4 protein-coding genes are annotated in these 4,048 nt (G+C 36.7%); all 4 read left to right on the forward strand.

What is annotated here, in order from left to right; all coding sequences use genetic code 11:
- The first annotated feature begins 187 nt into the window (after window positions 1-187).
- Entirely contained in the window at window positions 188-1,657 is a 1,470-nt protein-coding gene (locus FWE37_09265; protein MCL2521167.1) for an MATE family efflux transporter, read from the forward strand.
- Between the two features lie 210 nt (window positions 1,658-1,867).
- Entirely contained in the window at window positions 1,868-2,422 is a 555-nt protein-coding gene (locus FWE37_09270; GenBank protein MCL2521168.1) for a hypothetical protein, read from the forward strand.
- Window positions 2,423-2,440: 18 nt separating this feature from the next.
- Complete coding sequence (locus FWE37_09275; GenBank protein ID MCL2521169.1) at window positions 2,441-3,163, forward strand: hypothetical protein; 723 nt, start codon at window positions 2,441-2,443, stop codon at window positions 3,161-3,163.
- Between the two features lie 351 nt (window positions 3,164-3,514).
- Window positions 3,515-4,048: hypothetical protein (locus FWE37_09280; protein ID MCL2521170.1), on the forward strand; the 534-nt coding region annotated here is incomplete at its 3' end.

The raw sequence follows: 4,048 nt of genomic DNA on the forward strand, positions 1-4,048 counted from the left end.
GTAGATTTAGCCGGCGACATACGGCAGATGGTAAGCGAGATGCCCGATGATTTAAGAGAGTATTTAACGGAAACATTAGTAACAAAAAATTAAAAACTTTTATCTTCCAGTTATTAATTGTTAGTTTTTAATTTTTAATTTTCAACTAGTAGTTGACAAAGTTTAAATCTTTATTCATAATAACAAAATGGCTATGTTTTTTACCGTTGGCTGGATAAGCTTTTATATCTTTGTTATTATCTCTACTATTTTGGCTTTGGTGCTGCGTAAAAAGCTTACCCAAAAAGACGGCCTCTTAAAAGGTTCGTTGCCTAAAGGTATCTTAAAGTTTGTTACCCCGCTATTGTTAAGCGGCCTTTTTAACCAATTTTATAATTTGGTAGATAGCATTGTGGTAGGCCAGCTCATCGGCCATTACGCGCTGGGCGCCGTTAGTATGTCGGGTACCGTTACTTGGTTTGTTATGTCGTTCTTTTTTGGGATTGGTATCGGTATGAGCGTAGTTATTTCGCAGTGTTACGGCGCTAAAGATACCCTTAAGCTTAAAGCCGCCGTTAATACCACCGTTATTTGCTTTGCCGTTGTCGGCAGCTTACTTGGTTTAGTGGGTATGGTTTTATCGCCCCTAATTTTAACTTATCTTTTAAATGCCCCGCCCGAAATCCTGCCCTATGCCAACGATTACTTAAGTATTATGTTTGGCGGCTTTGGTATTTTTGCCACCTATATGGCGGTGTCTTCTATCTTACAAGCCACCGGCGATTCTACCACCCCGTTTATTATGCTGGCTATCTCTACGGTAGTTAATATCTTTTTAACCGTTGTACTGGTGGCTCATTTTGGTTTAGGCATACGTGCGGTGGCGTTAGCTACTTTGTTTAGCCAAGCCATTGCTATGTTAGGTTGTATCATTAAGCTGCTTACTCACCATAACGAGGCCATTAGGCTGCAACTTAACAGCCTGCGTTTTGATAGGGCTGTAGCTAAACAATCACTTAAGTTAGGGTTGCCGATGGGTATTCAGCAAGCTATTACCAGTTTTGGTTTTTTGCTGCAAACCGTTTTTATTGGCGGTTTTGGGGCCACCGCTTTGGCCGCCAACGGGGCGCTGGCGCGTATCGATAGCTTATTGTTAATCCCTACCTTTGCCTTTATGCAAACGGCCAGTACTTTAGCGGGCCAAAACTTTGGGGCCGGCCAGCTGGATAGGCTTAAACGCGGCGTATCTTTTATTGCTGTTTTTACGGTAACCTTAACTTTATTGTTGGTTATCCCTACTTTTATTTTTAGGACAAATATCTTACAGCTTTTTATCAACGAAGGCGGGTTTGCCGCCGTCGTTATCGGCAGCGAAGCCCTAACTATTACCTTAATAGGGTACCCCTTTACCGCCCTTACCTTTTTGTTTGCCGGCGCTATCCGCGGGGCCGGTAAAACCACCATTCCTTTAATTATTAGCTTTGTCGGCCTTTATTTAATTAGGGTGCCGCTTATCATTATTTTTACTAACCACGACCTCAATCTTATGTACTTAGGGCTAAGCGGCATTTGGCTAAGCCAACCTATCCACTGGGTAGTTACGGCTACTTTAGGGTTTTTATACTTTAAATTTGGTAATTGGCAAAAACCTAAATTAAAGCCGCTAACGGCCGATTAAATAATATGCATTATACGCTAATTAAGTTTATTACTAAACTATGCATTACTCATTGCAGATTATGCACAATAATAAGATGTTATTTTTTACCACTTAAAGCCAAAATCTTATTTTAATAAAACTTGCTCATAGCCTATTTTGTTTATTTGCATACAAATGAACTTGAAAAACAACCACCAACTGGCGACATTTAAGCTTAGGAGACTTTAAATGCCGCAATCTGTGATAGACCATTTATTTGATAATTATAACCATTTAGTTTTAAACCAGTTACACCCTAAATGGTACAAATTTTACAAATTTTTAGAAGAAAAACATAATTGTAAAAACTTTACTTTACCGCTGGATTTTTGGATAGAAAGAATAACCAGCCTTTTACTTAGCGGTAACCGCCGGGTTTGCTTTGCTTTAACTTTACCCAATTTATCGGAGCGCGAGCGGCACTATCTTTTACAAACTCTTTACTTACTTAAAGATAAACATATTTACCTTAAAATTTATTTTGATGCCGGCGGTAGTTACACCAAAATTTTTGCCAAAGCCGGCAAGTTAAACGAAATTAAAACAATAAACTCTACCAATCATTTTCATTTTTTATTGGTAGACGATGCCTTACTTTTTGAAGAGCCGGCCGAGCCCGCTATCTACCGGCCGCAAAGTTACTATTTTATAGATAAAATTGACAACGAAAGTTTACAATCTATTTTAATAGACAACTGGCTGGGTTTAGATAATATTAGCCGGGCCGAACTTTTAAACCATTAATAATTACAAGAGGTAAATATGACGCACTATCTTTTTTATAGCAGCAGCTACTTATATAAACATATTACAAATAACTCGATAAACACCCTAGATTTACTAAAAGATTACAGCTGCCATGGCGATTGTGTTACGGCCCGCAGCGAAAAAAGTGTGCATTTAATTTTTAGCGTAACTATAAAAAATCTTTACTGCGATTTAAAAAAAATTTACGGTGAAGTAAACGATAATCAGTTTTACCACCTTTTTATTTTTTTATTAAATAGATTATGGCAAACCAGCCAAATGCTTATGCCCATTAACCATAGCCTTAGTTTTGTGGGCGAAGACGGTACTATTATTAAACATAAAGGTAAAAATTTATTAAATTTTTGCAAAGAGTTAATGGAGAACATTGATAAAGAGGTGCAAAAAGAGGCCATTATTAAAAAATATTTAAAGCCAAATTATAGTTTGCAAAAATTAGCCAACTTAATTAGTTATAACGAACGTTTAAGTTTTGATTATGCCAAAGAGCTGGCGGCCGAAATTATTAATAACAAAGAAAAAGATTACGAGCTGGCGTTAAAAAACAGCGAAAGCCGCATGTTTAATTTTTTTATTGATTATAAAATTAACCCTAACGAAGCTATTAAAGTACTAAGCGATAAACCCGGCGATATTGTGCTTAACGTTGGCCCTAAAAGCCCTTATTTTTATTGCCACCCTAACTTTAAAAGCCACCTTTGCCCCAACGAAGATTAAGCAAAAGCGGTAAATTAGGTAAAATAAAAAAATGCAGCCCACAATTTATTAAATAATAATAAAGCATATATATTTTTATGAATTTAACTTAAATAATAATAGAATAAAATTTTTAAAAAAAATATTTGACAAATTTTAAAAATAACGCTATACTATAAGCCATATTAAAAATTAGAGGAGTATTTTTATGAAAAAATTAGCAGCCGTTTTGTTTTTAACTATGGCGTTAGCCGGTAATGTAATGGCCAATGTACCTTTTGAGCCTTTTTTTGGCGTCGGTAGCGGTGGCCCCCGCTGGTAATAAACTTTATAAATTTTACTTCTGTATTATTAACTAGATGTAGGGGTTAAATGATGAGGCTTAAATGGCTCTATCTTGTATGTTTTTTAGCATTATTTGCCATAGAAATTATAGTTTTAATAATGAGGTTACAAACCGGCGTCTTTCAACCGCTTAACCTTTTGGCTTTTTTAGCCCCTCTTTTGGCGCTGGGGCTTTACAAAGGTTGGTTTTGGCTGATAGCTTTAGCCGCGCTAGGTTGGATATGGGGTGCCAATAATGCAGCGGGAGGGTTTTTTGTATTAGCTCTCTTTATGTTACAAGCTAAAAAATTTACACCGCAGCTTACCCTTGTAACGTTTTTCTTTATTACGGCCAATGCGGCAACGCAGTTACTTTTAGTTATGCAATTTCCTGTGCTTAACACCGCTTTTGTAGCTGTGGCTTATACGGCGGTAGTTGTAGCCGTTGCCGAGTTAAGAGAATTTATTAAAAATAAAAAACTGATTTTTACCCTGTATCTTATCTGCTTTTTAGCAAGTTTGGCCTTAGCAATTATCTATATTCAGCTTAATGGCTGGAGCCGGGATTTTTATTTAGCGGTA

The sequence above is a fragment of the Spirochaetaceae bacterium genome, assembly GCA_009784515.1.
In the GTDB taxonomy this organism is placed as follows: domain Bacteria; phylum Spirochaetota; class Spirochaetia; order WRBN01; family WRBN01; genus WRBN01.